Raw genomic sequence first — 20,890 nt, forward strand, 5'->3', positions numbered from 1 at the left:
GAAATGCAAGGGAGCCGATTTTGGCTCCCTTCTCAATAGAATGCTGCCCCAAATGGCGATAATGATTATTTATCCTGTGACCACCTGGCGCTGCTGACGTCCACTTTCACTGGCAGCAGGCCAGTCGCTGTAAATTTATCGGCCAGCGCCTGTTGCTGCTTAAACACTTCCGGCGTCATGCGCTCGGCACCATAAGGCATACGTGCCAGCGCCTTATTCCAGATAGCCGGGTCCAGACCGGTTGATTTAGCGAGGATCTGCGCTGCATCAGCCTGATGCTGGTTTGCCCATTCGCTAAGCGTCGCCAGCTCACTCAGTACTTTCTGCGCGGTTTCAGGATGGCCCTCAGCAAACTTGCGGCTGGCGAGATAAAAGGTGTAATGCGGGACCAGGCCTTCAGCATTTTTTATCTGGCGGGCGTTAGCATGGGTTTCGACTTCTGCCAGATACGGATCCCAGATAACCCAGGCATCAATCGCGCCGCGCTGAAACGCGGCGCGGGCGTCGGCCGGCGGCAAATACACCGGAGTGATATCTTTGTAGCTCAGGCCAGCCTTCTCCAGTGCTGCAATCAGCAAATAGTTAACATCCGAACCTTTATTCAGTGCGACTTTTTTGCCTTTCAGATCGGCAACACTGTTGATCGGCGAATCGGCCGCGACCACAATCGCTTCGGTTTTAGGATTGGCCGGAGAGTGGCCAAGATAGACTAAATCAGCCTGCGCTGCCTGAGCAAAAGTAGGGGGCGCATCGCCAGTGGCGGCCAAATCAATACTTCCAACGTTAAGACCTTCCAGCATTTGTGGCCCCGCCGGGAACTCGACCCAGCGCACGTTGATTCCCTGCTGCTTAAAACTGTCATCAAGAGTGCCGCGATACTTTAATAAGGCGAAGATATTCGCTTTCTGATAGCCAATATTAACCGTCTCAGGCTTTGTCCCGGCAAATGCAGCGTAACTGGTGGTAGAAAGGGCCAGCAGAATTGCGGCGGCCGGCAAAGCTTTAGTGAACCATTTTTTATGCATTATCTGATCTCTGACTGAAAAAGGATGACTTCCGCACCAGATTGAAACGGCGGAATCCCATTATCCTGGCGACAGAGTGAGGAAATGAAAACGGCTTTTCTGGAATAATATAGTGCCAATTGATAAATGCTTTTTTAGCATTTGCTCAGTCAGTTTTCTGCAGTTGTCAGAGCATAAAAAAAGCCCCGACAGGTCGGGGCTTTGGTCAGTAATGCAGAGAGATTATTTCTGCTCTGGCAGTGCGTAGGCAATCACGTAGTCACCGCGATCTGGCGACTGACGCGCGCCACCGGCGCTGATAATGATGTACTGTTTACCGGTTTTCGGTGAAACATAGGTCATTGGGCCAGACTGGCTGCCAACCGGCAGACGTGCTTTCCAGATCTCTTTACCGTTTGCAGTATCGAAAGCACGCAGGTAGTAGTCCTGAGTACCGGCGAAGAACAGCAGACCGGATTGGGTAGACAGGCTCGCACCAAGAGTTGGCATACCGATTTCCATTGGCATATGCATTTTGATACCCATTGGACCGGTATCCTGCACAGTACCAACCGGAACCTGCCAGGCTATTTTGCCGGTTTTCAGGTCAACCGCTGACATGGTGCCAAATGGTGGTTTCTGGCAAGGAATGCCCAGTGGAGACAGGAAGCGCTCGCGCACTGCACCATAAGGTGTGCCATCCATTGGAACCATACCCATTTCGATACCGCTGGCACCACTTGGAACCTGGCTGCGTGGCACCAGGTAGTTAGCCAGGCCCAGACGCATGTCGTTAACAAACATAATGGCATTGTTCGGATCAACCGACACGCTGCCCCAGTTCATGCCGCCCAGTGAACCTGGGAACTGCAGGGAACGATCTAAACCTGGTGGGGTAAAGACGCCCTCATGACGCATACCTTTAAACTCGATACGGCACAGCAGCTGATCCAGCGGAGTCGCGCCCCACATATCTGACTCTTTCAGCGTCTGGTTACCAATGTTCGGCATGCCAACGGAGAAAGGCTGAGTTTTTGAGTAGCGCTCACCAGGGGTGTTGCCCTGTGGAACTTCACGATTTTCAACTTTTGCTACAGGCTCACCGGTTTCGCGGTTGAGCATAAAGATCATGCCTTGCTTGCTGGTCTGAACCAGCACCGGAGTGGTACCACCTTTACCGTCTGGCAGGTCGTACAGCAGCGGCTGTGAAGGCAGGTCAAAGTCCCACAAGTCATGATGGGTAGTCTGGAAATGCCAGCGGACTTTACCGGTTGCAGCATCAACCGCGACAATAGATGAACTGTACTTGTCATCTTCTGCAGTACGCTCACCACCAAAGAAGTCTGGGGTGGCGTTGCCGGTTGGCAGATATACCAGGTTCAGCTTGGCGTCATAGGCCATCGCAGACCAGACGTTAGGCGTACCACGGGTATAAGTCATCCCTTCTGGCGGCAGACGGGTGACAGCCGGGTTGCCCGGATCCCATGCCCATACCAGCTCACCGCTGTGAACATCGTAGGCACGAACCACACCCGGAGGCTCGCCAGTAGAGAAGTTATCCGCGACGCGACCACCGACAATGACCAGATTTCCGGCAACCAGCGGGGTAGAGGTCTGCTGATAGTAGCCATCTTTAACTTCACCCATACCAACTTTCAGATCAACCACGCCGTTATCACCGAAATCAGCACAGGCTTCACCGGTGTCAGCATTAATGGCGATCAGACGTGCATCGATAGTTGGCAGGAACAGACGACGTTCACAGACAGCAGGCGCAGCAGCGTTGATATTGCTGGCAGGAGCCTGTGGCTGTGATGCACCAGTATCCGACGTTGTGGCTTCAGCCGCAGTCGCGGGATGCTGGTCAGGTGTTTCACCGCTGGCGGCAGCCGGCTGTGATGCAGCCTGAGCGGCAGCAGCAGATGGCTGTACGTCAGCCTGCGCAGCGGCGGTAGTGGCTGGCTGGGCTTCGCTGTTAGCGAAGTAGCCAAGACCACGGCAGCGCTGCCAGTTTGGCGCTTTCGCTTTCGGGTCAAATGCCCACAGCTGTTTACCGTCATCAGCATTCAGTGCCAGCACTTTGCCATAAGCGGTACAAACAAACAGTTTATCGCCAATCTGCAGCGGAGTGTTCTGGTCTTCGGCACCGGAACCGTTGCTCAGTGGGATATCACCGGTATGGGCAATCCACGCGACTTCCAGCTGATTAACGTTGGATTTGTTAATCTGATCCAGTGCGGCAAAACGGTCACCGTGGGTGGTGTTACCCCAATGCTCCCAGTTTTTCTGCTCGGTACCCGGCGCAACAGGCTTAACCGGAATATCTTCGCTGGCGCTGATAATCGGCGCAGGCACAAAGGTATAACCGAAACCGGCAACCAGCGCGACGGCCATCAGGCCAGCCAGGCTGTAGCTTGCGGTTTTCGTACCTTCACGTCCGGCACGCTTTTTCAGGAACGGATAGGCCAGCGCCACCAGGAAAGCCAGCACGCCGAACATAAACAGACGGGAAAACAGTGGCCAGAAGTTCAGGCCCGCGTCCCATATTGCCCAGATGACAGATAACACAAATGCCAGCGCGTACAGCCATGCACCGGCAGGTTTGAGTTTAATGATCAGCACGGCAGAAATGATCATTGCCAGGCCCATCAGCAGGAAGTAAAGACTTCCGCCTAATGAAACCAGCCAGCCGCCACCAATACCAATGGCAAGACCAATGATCCCCATGAGAGCGCCAAGCGCCCACATCAGATAGACCCCGGTACTACGTTTACTGCTTTGATTTAACATGATTTATCTCACCATGAAGCTGCGACAGATCCGCAGCATGAGTGCCTTAACAGTTTGGGAAAATTATCGCCACCTGGTACCACCAGTACTTGAATTAACGTCCATTTATAGAAAATTTGCTAACGACAATCGGATATTTTTTGCACAGGCAACCAAAAACTGCGACAGCACGGCGCGGTTAACTATAATGGGGCAAATGAACCATTTGGAACGATAATGGTGCGTATAGTAAACCTTATTGGCGTAGATTGAAAAGTCTTACCACGCGTGATTATTCACTAAATGCCATACAGATATTAATAATGCATTAACATAACTACATCATTTTTTACTCGTCATAAGCTGCAATGAGGTTGAGTGCGCGCGCTTTATGCGCTCCGGCGCGCAAAAGAGCGGCAGCGGTGGCGATATCGATGAATATTCAGCCGGTAAACTATTAAGCAGTTATTACCTGGCGACGGGTGTGAAAAGATTAAAATAAATTGCTGGTGAGTGTTATAACAGTCACATTTGCTGATTATCTGACCGCGGGCGGAACTATCACATACTGCGCTGTCAGATTAACGGCTGAACAGTCATATTGCTCGCTGGCACAATTCGCCAGGTGCACAGCAAAATATTTTTTTCTAATATAAGTATTTCATATAGATATCAAAGTAGTTAATGAGCGCTTTATATAAGTGTGAATCAATTGCTCCTCTATGCTTAAAAATCATTAATTCAGCTGGAATTTTCCGTTTCAATTTATTGAGAGGGAGGAGGGCATGTTATGCAAGCAGATAAAACAGACGGTTATTATCTGGATTACTCAGTTAATCATGCAATGTTAAATTCTGAGGATCATGAGGTGGATTCTTTTATCCAAAACTTACGCCGCGTCGCGTCACTTCCTGAAAACTTACCGCCGTTATCGCAAGCTTCTCCCACTATCAGGCCGCGCTGTTACTCGTTCCAGGGGACGTTAATTGCCACCCGCAATCAACGGGGCGATCTTATGATTAAAGACATTAATATCAGTCATTTATCACTACTGGGTGAGGTTCATTCGTCTATTGAGAGGATAAAAACTTCCGACTATACCAGCTCAAAAAGTGTTATTATTGATATGCCAGATGAGGACAGTAAAAGTTATAGCAATAAAAGTGACAATAGTCAGGTAACGCAAGTTTTTCTGCTGGATACCACCGCTGCATTTAATTCCACATTGCCGCAGGAGAGGCCGCGGAGTATAAATAATGATGTTACTATTACTCTCCCGCAATCACAGCACCAATCGCTTCAATGCGGTGAAGGTTATGGGTGCGTAATCAATTCAAAACAAAATCTCGATGCACTACAGCTGCATGCTAAAAATATGGGTAAAGCGCTGAGTCGCAATATGTTATCCGTCGGCATACCTACCGCAATGCGAGAATATATGGCTAAAAACGTCCTGCCATTTTTATTGCGCAATGCGCCCGCAGGGGCAAATATTGCGCTGGCAGGTATCGCTATTGCCACGCCAATTGCTCTTCAGCTAATGGGGATAGCCAGAGACCTGCATGCGGGCACACAGACCCGGGCAAGCCTGGCTGCCCGGCTGGCAAATATTGCGCTGATAACCGGAGCCGGCTCGGCTTTAGTGGCCAGCGGTGGCGCGGTGGCTGCTGCTAATGCGTTAGTGGCCGCGGTGTTTGTCTATGTGCCGCTAAGAGACGCTATTCAGTATTTCGTCAGGCTGGGCGATAATAACAAACCTTCGATATGCCTGAACGTTTGCAGCAAATCAGCTGCAGCGTATGCCGTTAATCAGGTGCTGGTGTCTGAAGGAATGGAATTGTTAGCCCGCGCGCTGGAACCTTTACTTGGCCATACAGCCGCAAATATGGTGGGGAAAGCTATTGTTAATACCACCGGGGAGGCAGTTGATGAAATGACCTATCGCTGCATAAATTCGCGGCAACAGCAAAATCCCTCCCTGCAGTTAAACGTGAGCTCTCGTAAGGCTGAAGAGCTGAATTTGAAGACCGCCACTGACCAGCTGCTCAATACCATCGCTTCACGATCTGCGCTGTTTGCCACGACATTTTCTGCCGCTAACGCCGTGCCGTTTTCAGGCGTGCTGAACAGCATGGTGATCGGTGCGTCACTGGGGGCCGGATATCTGCCATTTTTTTATTCTCATGCGCAGTCAGCGCCAGATGCTGTCGACCAGATGGAAGCCGGGCGCTTATAGCATGGTCAATCAAGCTGCTGCGCCAGTCGGATTAAGCAATCATGACCCTGCTGTTGCAGCAGATTTTGCAGGGGAACAAAGAGCGGCGAGGGTAAGGCATGAACAGCAAACCACTGCCAGCCGCGACATTTTTCCGGCTCACGCAACCTCGGCTCTCCCACTGGCTGATGCGCAATCGCAAACAGCGTAACGTAATGTTTCTTGTCTTCGACAAATATATCGTTGGTATAGGGGCCAATGCTGATACTATCCAGCTTCAGACCTGTCTCTTCCTGTACTTCGCGCTGGGCGCACTGCTCGATGGATTCACCAAACTCAAGGTGACCACCAGGTGCAGACCAGCTGTCGGCGCCGTGGCTGCCTTTTCTGCGACCTAACAATAGCTTACCGTCGCGAAAAATCAGCACGCCGACACCAATTCGCGGAGTTAACATTCACTGCTCCTGTTGATTAATTTCCCGCCTCAGCCTGCATTATCCGGGGCTGATAATCAAATCCATCTACCGCTTTCAACCACTTATTGTCATATCTTTCTGTCTAAATTGATTACATTTACTAATATTTTAGAGTTCCGGGATACGGCCGCGTGTTGGCCGTTAACACTGATGGTAGCTAAGGAGTCTGTAAATGAAGTCCAACGGCGTTCCTCCCCGCTCTACCTTTGCGGTAGTGCTGTACGAATGGCTTAACCCAATTCCGCTCGGCTTTTTTGTGGCGGCCTGGCTATTCGATATCATTTATCTGTACAGCTATGAAATCTTCTGGACGCAGGCAGCCAGCTGGCTGATTGCTTTTGGTCTGGTGATAGCCATTGTTCCGCGCTTGATCAGCCTGACTCATGTCTGGCCACGGTCATCAATGCCACAGCCCGCTGCGCTTAAACTGCATTTCTGGTTCTGGGCGCTGGCGGTCGTGGTGTCAATCATCAATGCCTTTGTTCATAGTCGCGATGCCTGGGCGGTGGTGCCTGCGGGCGTTATCCTGTCGACGATAGTGGTACTGCTGCTGTTTATCGCTAATTTGCAACTTGCTCTGCGCCAGCGCACAGCTTAAGGAGGAGTTTTAATGAGAACTTCACGTTTTCTTTCGCTGATGGCGCTATCGGTGCCGTTAATGCTGGTAGGTTGTGATGACGGCGCAAAAATAGATCCGCAACAACAGACTGGCCCCGATCCTACGCTGCCGGAAGCAAAAAATTTCCTGCTGCCGCCGATGCAGGTGCCTGACAAAATTGACTGGAAACAGGGTGAAACGCCAAAAGTAGCCCAGGGGCTAAAAATCGAGAAAATTGCTGAAGATTTACTCTATCCGCGCCAGGTCTATGTTTTGCCAAATAACGATATCCTGGTCGTTGAAGCCAATGGCCCGTCAAAACCTACCACCAAACCTAAAGAATTGATTACCGGCATTATTAAGAAGTCTTCTGGTAAAGGGGCGACGGGTGGCAACCGCATTACCTTATTGCGTAACACCGGTGGTGAGGGTAAAGGCTGGGAAAAACATGTCCTGCTGAAAAATCTGCACTCGCCTTTTGGCGTGCAACTGGTCGGTAATACGCTGTATGTGGCCAATGCAGACGCGATTATGAAATATCCTTATCAAAGCGGCCAGACTGAAATTACCGACCCGGGTGTGGAACTGACCGAATTGCCAGGCGGCCCGATAAACCATCACTGGACAAAAGCGCTGCTCGCCAGCCCCGACGGCAGCAAGCTGTATGTCGGTGTCGGCTCCAACAGTAACGTGGCGGAGAACGGGATCGGTGCAGAATATCGCCGTGCCGCAGTGCTGGAGGTCGATACGGCCAGCGGGGCCAGCCGGATTTACGCCAGCGGTATCCGTAATCCTACCGGTTTGCAGTGGGAGCCTGAGACCGGCAAATTATGGGCGGTCGTCAATGAGCGAGATGAAATTGGTGCCGATCTGGTACCGGACTACCTGACTTCGGTACAGGAGGGCGGCTTCTATGGCTGGCCGTACAGCTATTTTGGTCAGCATGTTGATCAACGCGCGCAGCCACCACGCCCGGATCTGGTGGAAAAAGCCATCAAGCCGGATTACGCGCTAAGCTCCCATGTCGCTCCGCTTGGTCTGTTATTCTACACTGGCAATAATCTGCCTGCTGAATATCGCGGCGGAGCATTTATCAGCGAACATGGCAGCTGGAACCGGAAACCGCTGAATGGATATCGGGTTGACTGGGTGGAATTTAAAGACGGTATGCCTGTCGGCCAGCCCAAACCGGTAGTGACCGGTTTTCTTACCGATGATGAAAAGCAAGTCAGAGGGTTGCCGGTTGGACTGGCACAGGATCAGCAGGGTGGTTTAATTATTGCTGATGACGCCGGCAATAGCGTCTGGCGCGTAACCGCGTCTAATAGTCAACAGTAACAAAAACGGTGCCAGTCTCGGTCAGACTGGCACCTTTGCCAGAATATATAGATAACTAACGAATTATTATCATGTGTAGCAATTTACCCTCAATCACTTTCCCTTTCCCATATTAATCAGCTTATTTATTACCGCGAAAGCTTAAAAGCAGTTAAATAAATTGGTTTATTTTGCGCGCTCAGGCTTTACATTTACTTTTGCCTGTTCAGTGACAAATGGCGCTAATTCACACTACGGTTATGCAGACTTAGTAAATAGAATGTTAACCTGGTTAGGATAAAGATGGATTTAAATCATGAACAGCGCAATATGGCGGTTCAATAGCGGATAATTAGTTAGCATGATATCCGTTACGAATTGACTCTCTTGATTATCAGCAAGGAGATTGATCATGCGACGACGTGCAGCGACAGGTAAATTAGTTTTATCGGTAACAGGGTTGTCATTATACAGCTTAAGGTCGCTAAAACCGCGACGTGAGGGAAGGGTATGTTACCGTCTTGATGAACTGAAAAAGCAATTTCAGCAGACGCTTGAATCGCTACAGGTCTGTATCAACCGCAGTAACGAACTAAGCCTGCTGCTACAAAAAATGTTGAGCTGGTCGGGTAGCTTAACCCACCGGGAATTAGACAGGCAGAAGCAAAAAATTTCCGGTATACACGCTAAGCAACAGCATCTTACCTTACAGCAGCAGTCTCTGTTGCGGCAGTTACGACAAATGCAAAACCGGCAGGAACAGCTGATAACAGAGTGGCAAAGCTTGTTGTTGAAACGTGGCAGAGATGACACGGTGGGAGACAACGAAAATTTCACTGCATAAAAGTATCGCATTCGATAAATGGTGAAAAAACCATAAACTCGGCTCGCAATGAAGTTTTAGTTGATACCAGAGTATCAACAGGCGCCTGACTGCGCTACCGGGAAGCCGAACGAGATGCCAAATAATAATTTCATCTCCTTTTGATGCCAGGAAACACGTCATGACAAGCAAGTCCCGGGAATGGAAAGATACCGGGTAATGACTAAATTATACCTATGACTAAATCCCAATATGGTCACGCGTTGTTAATTAAAGTCCGTTACGTTAAGCTGAAGAAATGACAAAGCACACACAATTACATCCCCAGCGCGGGCCATCGGACCACAGTGTCCGGGATCAGGTCGTTGAAGCCGCCACAGAGCACTTCAGTCATTTTGGCTATGAGAAAACCACGGTCTCCGATCTTGCTAAGGCGATCGGCTTTTCAAAGGCTTATATCTATAAGTTTTTCGATTCCAAACAGGCAATCGGTGAGGTGATCTGCAGCAACCGGCTTGCAATGATTATGGATATTGTCAACTCTGCAATGGTTGACGCCCCTTCAGCCTCAGTAAAATTGAGGCGCTTATTCAGAGCGCTGACTGAAGCCGGCAGCGATTTGTTCTTTCACGATCGCAAGCTTTATGACATCGCAGCAGTCGCTGCGCGAGACAATTGGCCCTCAGCAGAGGCCCATGTTGAACGAGTGCGCTTGCTCATTCAGCAGATCCTTCAGGAAGGGCGAGAGTCGGGGGAGTTTGAGCGTAAGACGCCAATGGATGAAGCTGTAGATGCGATCTATCTGGTGATGCGACCTTATATCAGTCCTGTTCAGCTGCAATATAATCTTGAGACTGCAACTTCTGCATCTGTGCTGCTTTCATCATTAATACTGAGAAGCCTCTCACCCTGAGTTGTGACTATTGACATTATTGGTCACTAGTATATAACTGCGATTACTCTCCTGTTAATCGTTAGGTAATCCATGCTCAGGCCCCAAGCAGTGATATTCGCCGTTTGCCTGTCGTCTCTGGCCCTTGTGGCGTGTGACGACTCTTCTGGCGTCGACGATCCGCGTAGTCAGCCTCCTTTGGTCAGGGTTGTAACCGTGATGAACGCCATCGACTCATCGCGCGCATTTAGCGGTGTGGTCGTCGCGCGTGTTCAGAGCGATCTGGGTTTCCGGGTGCAAGGCAAAATACTTGAACGTCTGGTGAACGCGGGCCAGAGCGTCAAAAGCGGTCAACCTTTGATGCGTCTTGATCCGGTTGACCTTGGCTTGCAGGCTCAAGCCCAGCAGCAGGTGGTCACTGCCGCCCGCGCCCGCGCCAGTCAGGCAATCGCTGACGAAGCTCGTTATCGCGGATTGGTCGCTACAGGGGTTATATCGGCTTCTTACTGGGATCAGATCAAGGCCGTTGCCGCTACCGCCAAAGCGGATCTTAGTGCAGCACAGGCTCAGGCCGATCTAGCACGTAATGCGACCGGCTATGCCGTGCTTTTGGCTGATGCCGATGGCGTGGTGATGGACACGCTCGCCGAGCCTGGGCAGGTGGTTAGCGCCGGTCAGCCGGTTATCAGGCTGGCGCGGGCGGGGCAGCGTGAAGCGATCGTACATTTGCCTGAGACGCTGCGCCCGGCTGTCGACAGTGAGGCCCAGGCCACTTTATATGGCCTCGAAAAACAGTCCGTTCCCGCCAGACTCAGATTGCTTTCCGATTCGGCCGATCCTATGACGCGTACCTTCGAGGCACGATACGTGCTTGCGGGTGCACTTGCCAGCGCACCGCTTGGTTCAACCGTTACGCTCCATATCCCGCAGGAAAAAATCTCCCATCAGATGTTGCGGATCCCTTTAGCCGCCATACATGATCCGGGTAAAGGGCCGGGTGTCTGGAGCATTTCAGGAAAACCTGAAAAAGTGTCGTGGCGGCCTGTACAGGTGCTTGGTCTCACCGACGATTCGGCAACGGTGACCGGTCGCCTAAAAGCCGGTGAGCAGATCGTCGCTTTAGGCGCGCATTTACTGCATGACGGTGAGCAGGTCCGATTAAGTGAGCCGGGCGATATCCCTGTCGTCGGGAGCCAGCCATGAGCGGCGGGCGGTTTAATCTTTCAGCGTTTGCCGTCCGCGAGCGCTCAATCACCTTATTCCTTATTATCCTGATTACCGTGGCCGGTATTCTGTCGTTCTTCGAGCTAGGGCGAGCAGAAGATCCGCCCTTTACCGTTAAGCAGATGACGATTATCACAGCCTGGCCGGGCGCGACTGCACAGGAAATGCAGGATCAGGTGGCCGAGCCGCTGGAAAAGCGGATGCAGGAGCTCAAGTGGTACGATCGCACCGAGACCTTCACGCGCCCCGGACTGGCCTTTACCATGCTGTCATTGCAGGACAGCACGCCGCCTTCACAGATGCAGGAGGAGTTTTACCAGGCGCGCAAGAAGCTTGGCGATGAGGCAAAAAGCCTGCCGGCAGGCGTAATCGGGCCAATGATCAATGACGAATTCTCCGATGTTACTTTCGCGCTATTTGCTCTGAAGGCAAAGGGCGAGCCACAACGCTTGTTGGTACGTGATGCCGAATCACTGCGCCAGCGCATGCTGCACGTGCCGGGCGTCAAGAAGGTCAATATTATCGGAGAGCGGGCTGAGAGAATCTTTGTCTCATTCTCACATGACCGGCTGGCGACGTCAGGAATCTCTCCTCAGGATATTTTCTCCGCACTAAACAGTCAGAATGTACTTACGCCTGCAGGTTCCATTGATACGCGCGGCCCGCAGCTCTTTATCCGTCTGGATGGCGCATTCGATAAGCTGGAAAAGATCCGCGAAACGCCAATTGTAGCCCAGGGAAGGACGGTGAAATTGTCAGATGTGGCGACGGTTGAACGCGGCTACGAAGATCCTGCGACCTTTCTGGTTCGCAACCAGGGGGAGCCTGCATTATTAATGGGTATCGTGATGCGTGAGGGCTGGAACGGTCTTGATTTGGGGAGAGCGCTGGATGCAGAGACGATAAAAATTAACGAGGCTATGCCTCTAGGGATGACATTAACCAAGATCACCGATCAATCAGTCAATATCAGCTCAGCCGTTAACGAGTTTATGATTAAATTTATTGTCGCATTGCTTGTGGTGATGGTGGTCTGTTTTATCAGCATGGGCTGGCGGGTGGGCGTGGTAGTTGCTGCTGCCGTGCCGTTGACACTGGCTGTGGTGTTTGTGGTTATGGAGGCTTCCGGTAAGAACTTTGACCGCATTACTCTGGGCTCGCTGATCCTGGCGCTCGGCTTGTTGGTGGATGATGCGATCATTGCCATTGAAATGATGGTGGTGAAGATGGAAGAGGGCTACGACCGTATCAAAGCCTCTGCCTATGCCTGGAGTCATACCGCCGCCCCGATGTTGGCCGGTACTCTGGTGACAGCCGTTGGCTTTATGCCTAACGGCTTTGCACAGTCCACTGCCGGTGAGTACACCAGTAACATGTTTTGGATAGTGGGTATTGCTTTGATTGCCTCATGGGTGGTGGCGGTGATCTTTACACCTTATCTCGGCGTGAAAATGTTGCCAGACATAAAGCCGGTTGAAGGTGGGCATGCAGCCATCTATAACACACGAAATTATAATCGTTTTCGTCAGTTACTGACCCGTGTTATTGCGCACAAATGGATAGTGGCCGGTAGCGTTTTGGCCGTGTTTACCGTCGCCATTATTGGCATGGGGTTGGTCAAAAAACAATTTTTCCCCACCTCCGACCGGCCGGAAGTGTTGGTTGAAGTTCAGATGCCATATGGCAGCTCTATTGAGCAGACCAGCGCTGCCACGGCGAAAATCGAAAACTGGCTGAAAAAACAGAAAGAGGCAAAAATCGTCACGTCCTATATTGGGCAGGGGTCGCCACGTTTTTATCTGGCTATGGCGCCAGAGCTACCCGATCCGTCGTTTGCCAAAGTTGTCGTGCTTACAGCCAGCCAGCAGGAACGTGAAGCTCTCAAGCTGCGGCTTCGTGAAGCCGCAGCCGACGGCCTGGCGCCCGAAGCACGTGTCCGTGTGACTCAGCTGGTATTTGGTCCTTATTCACCCTATCCGGTAGCTTATCGTATTAACGGGCCAGATCCAGTCAAACTGCGCGAGATTGCAGGCGAAGTTGAGGCAGTTATGCAGCTGAATCCGATGATGAGGAGTGTGAATTCAGACTGGGGCTCCCGAGTGCCGACGCTGCATTTCACGCTGGATCAGAACCGGTTGCAGGCGGTGGGACTGACGTCAAATGCAGTCGCACAGCAGTTGCAGTTTTTGCTTTCGGGAACGCCGATTACCTCTGTACGTGAAAACATCCGTTCGGTGCAGGTTGTGGGGCGCTCAGCCGGGGATATCCGGCTGGATCCTGCAAAAATAGCCGGCTTTACGTTAGTGGGCTCTGCCGGCCAGCGTATTCCATTATCGCAGGTTGGGGATGTCGAGGTGCGAATGGAAGATCCGGTTCTGCGTCGTCGCGATCGCACCCCGACCATTACCGTGCGGGGAGATATTGCCGAAAATTTGCAACCGCCAGATGTTTCCACAGCAGTGATGAAAGAATTGCAGCCGATCATCGATACGCTTCCGGCTGAATACCGCATTGAGCAGGCTGGCCCAATTGAAGAGTCCGCAAAAGCGACCAGGGCGATGGCTCCGTTGTTTCCCATCATGATTGCCATTACGTTATTGATCATTATCCTGCAGGTCCGTTCAATGTCGGCGATGGTGATGGTGTTCCTGACCGCGCCATTGGGGCTGATAGGCGTGGTGCCGACGCTACTGCTCTTCAGTCAGCCGTTTGGCATTAATGCGCTGGTGGGCCTGATTGCGCTATCGGGTATTCTGATGCGAAACACGCTGATTCTGATAGGGCAGATCCACCATAACCAACATCAAGGACTTTCGCCATTCGATGCAGTGGTGGAGGCGACGGTCCAGCGGGCGAGACCGGTGTTACTCACGGCGCTGGCCGCTATACTGGCCTTTATCCCACTTACGCACTCCGTTTTTTGGGGAACGCTGGCTTATACCCTGATCGGCGGAACGTTTGGCGGCACGATTATCACGCTGGTATTTCTGCCTGCAATGTATGCCATCTGGTTTAAAATACGTCCCGATAATCCGCAGCAAGCGGTAGAACGCATCTCGTCGTCATAAACGGATGGGCCAGGTCCGGATTGTTATCGTTTGGCCGTTTACAGACGAAGGCCTAATGGCCTTCGTCTGCCACTGTCATGCAAAGTCTATTTTTAGTATCAGGGCTTTACGCTAAAAATTAGCGCCAGATTAAAGCCATCTTCAGCACTCACCCGAAGGGTGTTTTCCCGCTCACTAAAACGGATATCACCAGCCAACAGGCTCTGCCGGACCTGATCCAGCGAAGTGGTGGTAAATTCCAGCGCCGCCATACGTGGCGTACCATTGTAGTCATCTGGTAACGGCCCCAACGTCGCGCGCGCCTGAGCGCTGCCAGTGAAGCGCACGCGGGTTACACCGGCCTGAAACTCAATGCTGTCGTCCTGGGTGCTGATAAATTGGGTAGTATCAAATAACTGGCTATACACCCTGGCGGCAACGGCCGGTTTATCCGCCGCAATAATAAAGCCACTGATAGTCGTTACCGCATTGCGATGCTGTTGCCAGGCGGGCTGCCATACCGCTTCTGGCGTCAGGTGTTGGCAAAAAAAACTGCGGCCATTTGCGACCGTATCGTGACGTAACCGGGTAGTGCGAAACCGCGCTTGATGTTCACTGCCGTCCGGCAGGGTGACCGGCCGGAAAAATGCCGCAGGCGGATCGCCCGCCAGTTGCTGCTGTTGCAGATGTTGATATACCGCATCGGCATCATCGGTTTTCCATACCAGGCCGCTGAGGCCACGCGGCGACTGCCATAAATCTTCGCGCAGATTACCGCGCTCCGGCTGATAACCCAGTAGTTCAAGGTAGTTTTCGCCAAAAATGGCTAAATGATTACTGGAGCCAAGCGAGTGATGACCGCGCTCACTAAGCTGGAAGCCAAGACGGCGAAACAGTGCGCTGGCCTCGTCAAGCTGGTCACCGACAGTAATCACCACGTGATCGACAACCGGAGTTAATGAGGTCATTGGTTGTGCTCCGCTGGAATAAACGGTTCACCTAACGTCAGCATCAGACGATTGGCCCAGGCAAAGAACGCGGCAGACTGCAACAAATCGAGCAATTCCAGTTCATTCAATCCTTCTGCACGCAGCTGCTGAATCTGTTGCGCGCTGGCACTGGCAGGCGTCGCGGAGATGGCGGCGGCAAAATCGATTTCTGCCTGCCAGCGTGACGACTGCTGCGCACTGAGCTGCCCGCCCGGTGGCGTATCCAGCAGACGCTGAACCGCTTCCGGCTGCTTAGATAACTGGGCGGCTTTACGTGCATGTACCGAGGCACAAAATATGCAACCGTTGACTTTGCTGGCGACGGCGGCTGCCAGTTCGCGTTCGGCACGCGGCAAGCCGGCAGAGGTATAAAAGATGCCTTTATCGGTCAGGGTACGCTGTTCCAGCACCGGCAGATTGCGCCCGAGCAGGCGGAAATAGTCAGAATCGGTATGACCAAAGCGTGCCAGCGTTTGTTGCTGTTCGGCATCATATTCTGCCAGCGGTTTAGCGGCAATCCATGGCTCCCAGCCGAGCTCTGCGGTGGTAAACCGCACTGGGGCAGCTTTACCGGTTTGCGTCTGCGGCTGGTGGTGCCACTCTCCGGCGCTGAACGCGGTATGGCTATCTGTGACACTGTAACCTGAAATCAGTCGATAGCCGCGTACTAATCTGCTTTGGAAGCTGACAAAGGCGATAATCTGTGACAGTGTCACAATGGCATCCGGCGTCCAGCCCGCCTGTTGTAATATTACCAAATGTTCAGCAGTGGCACTGACCGGCTGGAAAGTCAGTCGTTGGGCATGATCCAGCGCCAGCTGGTAAGCGGCGTTCTGCGGGATACTCGCCGTTTGGGATGCGTAGTGTGCGGCCAGCTGATCCTCCTGATGCCAGCTGGCAACCTGTGCCGCCACAGCCAAACGCTGCTGCAGCGGAAAATCAGTACTGCCGTTGCTGAACAGCGCCAGGTAGCTGCCCTGGCTATGCCGCGTTGCGGCATCACGTTGCTGTCGGGCTGCGGCAAGTGGTGACGCCGGATCAATATCAGCCAGTTGCGCCAGTAAATCTGTAGTCTGTGTCATGCGGGAGTTCCCTGATTAAGCGTTGAGTGGGCGGCAGTCCAGCCAGATGCCGGAGCAACTTCAGTCGCCAGCAGTTCGATGGAGCGCAGGATATGCTGATGTGGCGGATCGATAGAGTGCACCTGGAAAGAGATGTCGGTAGCGCGCCGCAATACGCTGTCATTTTGCAGTGAGGTTTGCACCTCGTCGGGCGTCCCGAGATGCACATCAAAGGCGTCGATATAGTGCTCCAGCGTCTCGCCTTTTAGCTGATGTCCGGCGGCGCGGTACTGCTGTGCCTGTTCACGTAATCCCGGCAGTGCCAGCTGGCGCGCCTGCTGGCGGCTGTCGCTGGCAAAAGCGGTGCGCGATGCCAGAATGCGTGGCGGTATCCCTGCCGGTAACGCGGCCAGATAGGCATCGATCATCGGATTTTGTATCGCATCCAGCGCTAAGCCCGGCTGCCCGGCCGGACGCGGCTGAGTGCGGGACAGCATCAGGCCATGTCCAGCTTTACCGGCACGCGCCGCGCCCTCAGCCGAAAAAGTGGCGATCCACACCCGCGATGTCAGCTGTGGTGCGGGCGGATAGAGACGATTATCGGCGTGGCCGAGCAGTTCGCCGCTCCAGGCGTTGTGCAGTACTTGCAAATGTTCAGCAAAGGCGGCGGCGCGCTGCTCAATGCTGAGACCGAATGGCAGAAAAGAGCTGGCAGTACCGCCGGAGCCGAGGCCAATTTCCAGCCGTCCGTCCGCCAGCAAATCCAGCACCGCGGCGTCTTCTGCTACCCGCAGAGGATTCTCCAGCGGCAAGGTAATTATCGCGGTACCCAGACGGATGCGCCGGGTTTGAGCCGCGACGTGAGCGAGAAACACCAGCGGTGCAGGGAGTCCACCTTCATTTTCATGAAAATGGTGCTGGGCAATCCAGGCGGTATCAAAGCCGAAACGTTCGGCATGTTGTATCTGCTCCAGCGCCAGACGGTAGCGCTGCTGTGGTCCGGTTTTATCCAGCAAACGGGTAAAAAAACCGAGGCGTTTCTGGCTCATGCGAAATCCTTTTGTTCTGCTGCAAGGTAAGGAATGGCGTCAATCAGCTCACGGGTATAGTCACTGGACGGCTGGCTGAACAGCGCCTCAACGGTACCCTGATCGACTACCTGGCCAGCGCGCAGCACGGTAACGCTATGAGCGATGCGGCGCACGGTGGCGAGGTCGTGAGAAATAAACAGATAGGTCAGACCGAGTTGCTGTTGCAGCTGCTGCAACAGACCGAGAATTTGCGCCTGCACGGTGACGTCGAGCGCGGAGGTGGCTTCATCAAGCACCAGAATATCCGGCTGCACTATCAGCGCCCGGGCAATCGCCACGCGCTGGCGCTGACCACCAGACAGCTCATGGGGTTTGCGCGTCAGCAGCTCGACCGGCAGTGCGACCCGCAGCGTGACATCCTCAACGCGCTGACGACGTTCACTTTTACTCAGGGGCGCAAAGTTAAGCAGCGGCTCTGCAATAATGTCATACAGGGTTTGTGACGGATCGAGCGAGGCGAACGGATTCTGATACACCAGCTGAATCTTTTGCCGCAGCTGGCGCAGTGCTTCACCGCGTAATTCACGGGTATCGATATCATCAATCAGCAGCTGTCCGCTGTCTGCACGCTGAAAGCCGAGCAGAATACGCGCCAGCGTGGTCTTGCCGGATCCTGACTCGCCAACCAGCGCATGGGTTGTGCCGCGCGCCACGCTGAAGGAAATATTTTGCAGCGCCGCCAGTTTTATCTGGGGATTTTTACCCAGCTGAAAGGTTTTGTTCACCCGATTTACCACAATCGCCGGTGAGGAGAAGCGGGCATGGCGTGTCAATGGTTGGGGTGGAGCCAGACTACGCAGATCGGCAAACAACTGGCGGGTATAGGGATGTTGCGGCGATTTAATCACCGTGGCAGTCTCACCCTGTTCCTGGATTTCGCCGTGGCGAAACACCAGCAGTCGGTCGGCTCGCTGCGCTGCCAGCGCCAGGTCATGAGTAACAAACAGCACCGCCGTGCCAGACTCCCGGCGCAACTCGTCGATCAAATCCAGAATGCGTTTCTGTACCGTCACATCCAGCGCGCTGGTCGGTTCATCGGCAATTATCAACGCTGGCTGTAAAGCAATGGCGATGGCAATCAGCACACGCTGCTTCATTCCGCCGGATAACTGATGCGGATACTGTCGTGCGCGCTGCTCGGGGTGGCTGAGGCCGACGCGCGTCAGCAGGGCAATGACCCGTTGTTGGCGCTCGGTGCGGCTCAGACGCTGATGCAGCGTCAGGATCTCTGCCACCTGATCGCCAATGGTTTTCACCGGATTCAGAGAACTGCCGGGATCCTGTGGGATCAGACTGATGGTTGCGCCGCGCAGACTATCGAGTCGGCGCGGCGACCAGCCGCTGATATCGACGCCGTTAAGCAAAATACGTCCGCCGTCGCGCACGCCGTTTTCAGCCATCAGGCCAATAATCGCCTGCGCGGTGGTGGTTTTGCCCGAGCCGGATTCGCCAACCAGCGCCAGCATCTCACCGGCTCTGAGCTGAAAAGAGACATTGTGTACCACCGGTCGCGACTGGCCGCCGCTGAGATAACTGAGCGTCAGATTTTCCAGTTCCAGCAGTGGCACCTGCGAATTATCGTTCATCGGCGAGCTCCTGAAAATTGACGGCTGATGCGGTTAGCCGCCAGTACGATGGCGACCACCACCAGGCCGGGGAAAGTGGTCAGCCACCAGGCGGTAGAAATATAGTTACGTCCTTCGGCAATCAGCAGCCCCCACTCCGGCGTTGGTGGTGGCGTGCCGTAGCCGAGAAAGCTCAGGGTCGACAGCGCCAGAATCGCATTACCAAACTGTAAGGCGGAAAAGGCGATAACCGAGGTCAGCGAGTTGGGCAGAATATGACGCCAGAGCACGCTCCAGAAGGTGCCGCCGCTGCCGTAAGCCGCTTCGACATAATCGCTGTGCCGCACCCTAACCACTTCGGCACGTGCCAGGCGGGCGAAATTAGCAATGGATGTGACCCCCACGGCGATGGCGGCATTTATCGTGCCAAAGCCAAGCAGGATAATGACGCTCAGTGACAGCAGCAGGCCAGGAATCGACAGCAGCACATCAATGATGCGCATGACCGCCGCTTCAGTTTTACCGCCGGTGGCACCCGCCAGCACCCCGAGCAGCGTTCCAGCTAACAGCCCAAGCGACACTGCAACCACTGCGGCAGAAAGTGAGTGGGACGCGCCCCAGACAATACGCGCGTAAAGATCGCGCCCCAGCTGGTCAGTACCCAGCCAGTGACCAGCCTGCGGTGCCAGACGTTGCGCGCCGGCAATACCTTCGGTTGCGCTGTAATCGGTAAACAGCCCCGGCGCAATCGCAGCAGCCATTGCCAGCAGCATGACCAGCCAGGCGAGCAGCGCTCCGGCCGGTACCTTGTATCCGCTAACGCGGCGGGGAGCGGGGCGGCTGGCTTTCGGCCGTACCAGTTGATCGATCAGGCTCATAAGGTCGCTCCGCGATAAGTTTGCAGCCGTGGATCAAGCAGCGGGGTCAGCAAATCGACCAGCAGATTGATGGTGACAAAGCCGAACGCCGAAATCATCACAATCGCCTGAAGCACCGCGACATCCTGGTTATTAACCGCCTGCTGGGTCAGCTGACCCAGACCGCTGAGGCCAAACACTGTTTCAGTGATCAGCGCACCGGCAATTAACTCACCGAGCAACAGACCGGCGACGGTCAATACCGGCAGCAGCGCATTCAGTGCCACATGACGCCATAACACACGGCTGTAACTGGCTCCTTTGGCGCGGGCGACCGCCACAAAGGGTTGTGTCTGCACCTGATCGATGCTGCGGATCAGGATCTGTGCCAGAGGGGCGGATATCGGTAGCGCCAGTGTGATAATCGGCAGAATCAGTCCTTGCCACGGGCCGGGGTTAATCACCGGAATCCAGCGCAACTGAAATGAGAACAATTGAATCAGCGCGATGCCCAGCCAGAAGGTCGGAATTGAGATAAACAGCGATGGCAGGCTCTGTAAGGCATTCTTCAGCCAACGAAAGCCGACCAGATTGGAGATAAACGCCAACAGTACGGCAATCACCACCGCCAGCAGGAAACCCGGCAGCGCCAGGCGCAGGGTATCGGGAAAATTACTGGCAATCAGTTCGCTGACCGGCACGCCAGCCTGGACTGAGAAGCCAAAGTCACCGCGCAACATCGCCACCAGCGTATGCAGATATTGCTGCCACAGCGGGCTGTCCGCACCGTAAGCGAGGCGCATATCGGCAATCTGCTCCGGACTGAGGCCCAGATCCGGATTCTGAAATTTAATCAGAATGGCGTCACCGGGCAGTACCTGTAACAGCACAAAAGAGACGGTAAACGCCGCCCATAGCACCAACAGCGCCTGTCCCACTCGCTGGCTAAGATAGCTTTTCAT

Annotated in this window: 16 protein-coding genes; 7 read left to right on the plus strand and 9 right to left on the minus strand. The window is 53.6% G+C overall.

All coding sequences use genetic code 11. From position 1 onward, the window contains the following. Positions 1–65: 65 nt before the first annotated feature. The gene (locus ACP3TC_RS10395; protein ID WP_426818158.1) at positions 66–1,025 is read right to left on the minus strand and encodes a sulfonate ABC transporter substrate-binding protein; all 960 of its coding nucleotides are present in this window, start codon (positions 1,023–1,025) and stop codon (positions 66–68) included. Between the two features lie 222 nt (positions 1,026–1,247). Then, positions 1,248–3,794, minus strand: a complete 2,547-nt coding sequence (locus tag ACP3TC_RS10400) for a glucose/quinate/shikimate family membrane-bound PQQ-dependent dehydrogenase (RefSeq protein WP_313851989.1) — start codon at positions 3,792–3,794, stop codon at positions 1,248–1,250. Positions 3,795–4,563: 769 nt separating this feature from the next. Here ACP3TC_RS10400 and ACP3TC_RS10405 point away from each other — a divergent pair. Continuing rightward, on the plus strand, positions 4,564–6,009 hold the full coding sequence (locus tag ACP3TC_RS10405; RefSeq protein WP_426818159.1) for a hypothetical protein: 1,446 nt from the start codon (positions 4,564–4,566) through the stop codon (positions 6,007–6,009). A gap of 5 nt (positions 6,010–6,014) precedes the next feature. On the opposite strand, the gene ACP3TC_RS10410 is transcribed toward ACP3TC_RS10405, so the two are convergent. Continuing rightward, positions 6,015–6,443, minus strand: coding sequence for a nucleotide triphosphate diphosphatase NUDT15 (locus tag ACP3TC_RS10410; RefSeq protein ID WP_313851987.1), 429 nt, complete (start codon positions 6,441–6,443; stop codon positions 6,015–6,017). A 193-nt stretch (positions 6,444–6,636) separates the two neighbouring features. Here ACP3TC_RS10410 and ACP3TC_RS10415 point away from each other — a divergent pair, with 193 nt between their 5' ends. The 6 genes from ACP3TC_RS10415 (at position 6,637) to ACP3TC_RS10440 (ending at position 14,386) form a co-directional block, all read left to right on the plus strand. Further along, entirely contained in the window at positions 6,637–7,062 is a 426-nt protein-coding gene (locus tag ACP3TC_RS10415) for a DUF2231 domain-containing protein (protein WP_313851986.1), read from the plus strand. A 12-nt stretch (positions 7,063–7,074) separates the two neighbouring features. Continuing rightward, positions 7,075–8,400 (plus strand): PQQ-dependent sugar dehydrogenase, encoded by a 1,326-nt coding sequence (locus tag ACP3TC_RS10420; RefSeq protein WP_426818160.1) that lies wholly within the window; start codon positions 7,075–7,077, stop codon positions 8,398–8,400. Between the two features lie 391 nt (positions 8,401–8,791). Beyond that, positions 8,792–9,223: a hypothetical protein gene (locus ACP3TC_RS10425; protein ID WP_426818161.1), complete on the plus strand. Its 432-nt coding sequence runs from the start codon at positions 8,792–8,794 to the stop codon at positions 9,221–9,223. A gap of 277 nt (positions 9,224–9,500) precedes the next feature. After that, the gene (locus ACP3TC_RS10430) at positions 9,501–10,115 is read left to right on the plus strand and encodes a TetR/AcrR family transcriptional regulator (protein WP_313857557.1); all 615 of its coding nucleotides are present in this window, start codon (positions 9,501–9,503) and stop codon (positions 10,113–10,115) included. A gap of 72 nt (positions 10,116–10,187) precedes the next feature. Further along, on the plus strand, positions 10,188–11,297 hold the full coding sequence (locus ACP3TC_RS10435) for an efflux RND transporter periplasmic adaptor subunit (RefSeq protein WP_426818162.1): 1,110 nt from the start codon (positions 10,188–10,190) through the stop codon (positions 11,295–11,297). Beyond that, on the plus strand, positions 11,294–14,386 hold the full coding sequence (locus ACP3TC_RS10440; protein WP_426818163.1) for an efflux RND transporter permease subunit: 3,093 nt from the start codon (positions 11,294–11,296) through the stop codon (positions 14,384–14,386). Before ACP3TC_RS10435 ends, ACP3TC_RS10440 begins: the two co-directional genes overlap by 4 nt. A gap of 98 nt (positions 14,387–14,484) precedes the next feature. Here the strand turns inward: ACP3TC_RS10440 and ACP3TC_RS10445 are convergent, their stop codons facing one another. Genes ACP3TC_RS10445 through ACP3TC_RS10470 form a run of 6 tightly spaced genes read right to left on the minus strand, consistent with a single transcriptional unit; the run spans position 14,485 to position 20,890 of the window. After that, positions 14,485–15,333, minus strand: a complete 849-nt coding sequence (locus ACP3TC_RS10445; protein WP_426818164.1) for a VOC family protein — start codon at positions 15,331–15,333, stop codon at positions 14,485–14,487. Then, positions 15,330–16,436 carry an alkylhydroperoxidase domain protein gene (locus ACP3TC_RS10450; RefSeq protein WP_426818165.1) on the minus strand — a complete coding sequence of 369 codons (1,107 nt, stop codon included), beginning with the start codon at positions 16,434–16,436 and terminating at the stop codon, positions 15,330–15,332. Before ACP3TC_RS10450 ends, ACP3TC_RS10445 begins: the two co-directional genes overlap by 4 nt. After that, positions 16,433–17,464, minus strand: coding sequence for a putative FMN-dependent luciferase-like monooxygenase (locus ACP3TC_RS10455; protein WP_426818166.1), 1,032 nt, complete (start codon positions 17,462–17,464; stop codon positions 16,433–16,435). Before ACP3TC_RS10455 ends, ACP3TC_RS10450 begins: the two co-directional genes overlap by 4 nt. Further along, positions 17,461–19,092, minus strand: a complete 1,632-nt coding sequence (locus ACP3TC_RS10460) for a dipeptide ABC transporter ATP-binding protein (protein ID WP_426818167.1) — start codon at positions 19,090–19,092, stop codon at positions 17,461–17,463. Before ACP3TC_RS10460 ends, ACP3TC_RS10455 begins: the two co-directional genes overlap by 4 nt. After that, entirely contained in the window at positions 19,089–19,949 is an 861-nt protein-coding gene (locus tag ACP3TC_RS10465) for an ABC transporter permease (RefSeq protein ID WP_426818168.1), read from the minus strand. Before ACP3TC_RS10465 ends, ACP3TC_RS10460 begins: the two co-directional genes overlap by 4 nt. Then, the gene (locus ACP3TC_RS10470) at positions 19,946–20,890 is read right to left on the minus strand and encodes an ABC transporter permease (RefSeq protein WP_426818169.1); all 945 of its coding nucleotides are present in this window, start codon (positions 20,888–20,890) and stop codon (positions 19,946–19,948) included. Before ACP3TC_RS10470 ends, ACP3TC_RS10465 begins: the two co-directional genes overlap by 4 nt.

It is taken from the genome of Winslowiella sp. 2C04, assembly GCF_050037805.1.
Taxonomy (GTDB): Bacteria; Pseudomonadota; Gammaproteobacteria; order Enterobacterales; family Enterobacteriaceae; genus Erwinia; species Erwinia toletana_A.

Coding starts and splice junctions, on each gene's coding strand:
- ACP3TC_RS10435 (WP_426818162.1), top strand. CDS start 10,188: ATGCTCAGGCCCCAAGCAGTGATATTCGCCGTTTGCCTGTCGTCTCTG.
- ACP3TC_RS10460 (WP_426818167.1), bottom strand. CDS start 19,092: ATGAACGATAATTCGCAGGTGCCACTGCTGGAACTGGAAAATCTGACG.
- ACP3TC_RS10400 (WP_313851989.1), bottom strand. CDS start 3,794: ATGTTAAATCAAAGCAGTAAACGTAGTACCGGGGTCTATCTGATGTGG.
- ACP3TC_RS10450 (WP_426818165.1), bottom strand. CDS start 16,436: ATGACACAGACTACAGATTTACTGGCGCAACTGGCTGATATTGATCCG.
- ACP3TC_RS10455 (WP_426818166.1), bottom strand. CDS start 17,464: ATGAGCCAGAAACGCCTCGGTTTTTTTACCCGTTTGCTGGATAAAACC.
- ACP3TC_RS10470 (WP_426818169.1), bottom strand. CDS start 20,890: ATGAAAAGCTATCTTAGCCAGCGAGTGGGACAGGCGCTGTTGGTGCTA.
- ACP3TC_RS10415 (WP_313851986.1), top strand. CDS start 6,637: ATGAAGTCCAACGGCGTTCCTCCCCGCTCTACCTTTGCGGTAGTGCTG.
- ACP3TC_RS10395 (WP_426818158.1), bottom strand. CDS start 1,025: ATGCATAAAAAATGGTTCACTAAAGCTTTGCCGGCCGCCGCAATTCTG.
- ACP3TC_RS10445 (WP_426818164.1), bottom strand. CDS start 15,333: ATGACCTCATTAACTCCGGTTGTCGATCACGTGGTGATTACTGTCGGT.
- ACP3TC_RS10430 (WP_313857557.1), top strand. CDS start 9,501: ATGACAAAGCACACACAATTACATCCCCAGCGCGGGCCATCGGACCAC.
- ACP3TC_RS10465 (WP_426818168.1), bottom strand. CDS start 19,949: ATGAGCCTGATCGATCAACTGGTACGGCCGAAAGCCAGCCGCCCCGCT.
- ACP3TC_RS10420 (WP_426818160.1), top strand. CDS start 7,075: ATGAGAACTTCACGTTTTCTTTCGCTGATGGCGCTATCGGTGCCGTTA.
- ACP3TC_RS10440 (WP_426818163.1), top strand. CDS start 11,294: ATGAGCGGCGGGCGGTTTAATCTTTCAGCGTTTGCCGTCCGCGAGCGC.
- ACP3TC_RS10425 (WP_426818161.1), top strand. CDS start 8,792: ATGCGACGACGTGCAGCGACAGGTAAATTAGTTTTATCGGTAACAGGG.
- ACP3TC_RS10410 (WP_313851987.1), bottom strand. CDS start 6,443: ATGTTAACTCCGCGAATTGGTGTCGGCGTGCTGATTTTTCGCGACGGT.
- ACP3TC_RS10405 (WP_426818159.1), top strand. CDS start 4,564: ATGCAAGCAGATAAAACAGACGGTTATTATCTGGATTACTCAGTTAAT.